The organism is Bacillus sp. SIMBA_074, assembly GCF_046534555.1.
In the GTDB taxonomy this organism is placed as follows: Bacteria; Bacillota; Bacilli; order Bacillales; family Bacillaceae_G; genus Bacillus_A; species Bacillus_A mycoides.
The window spans coordinates 1-292 of record NZ_JAWRYM010000336.1 but is presented as its reverse complement, the minus strand read 5'-3'; the positions used below and the strand labels follow the sequence as shown (position 1 = coordinate 292).

At 45.2% G+C, this 292-nt stretch carries 1 protein-coding gene; it reads left to right on the top strand.

The window, feature by feature from the left end:
- Window positions 1-292: hypothetical protein (locus SB773_RS31065; protein WP_410594104.1), on the top strand; the 292-nt coding region annotated here is incomplete at both ends.

Genomic DNA, 292 nt, shown 5'->3' with positions numbered 1-292 from the left:
ACGATGAGTACGAGGGACTGACTGCGTATATCGAGGCAGAACCTGCTTTTACCGAATTTATGTACCTGGTTGCCACAGATTCGCGGGGAAATGAAAAAGCGCGTATCCGCATTACTTCCATTGATGAATCAAAAATCTTTACGGCTCCTGCTACAGACAGGGAAGGTAAAGAAATAGAAGTGAAGATAAAATCCGGTTGGATTCATGTACCGCAAAAGAGTCTGAAACTGCCGGCAGGGGATTATGAATTCTATTTGGAGGTTAGCAACTACGATCATCGCCCCGAGACAAC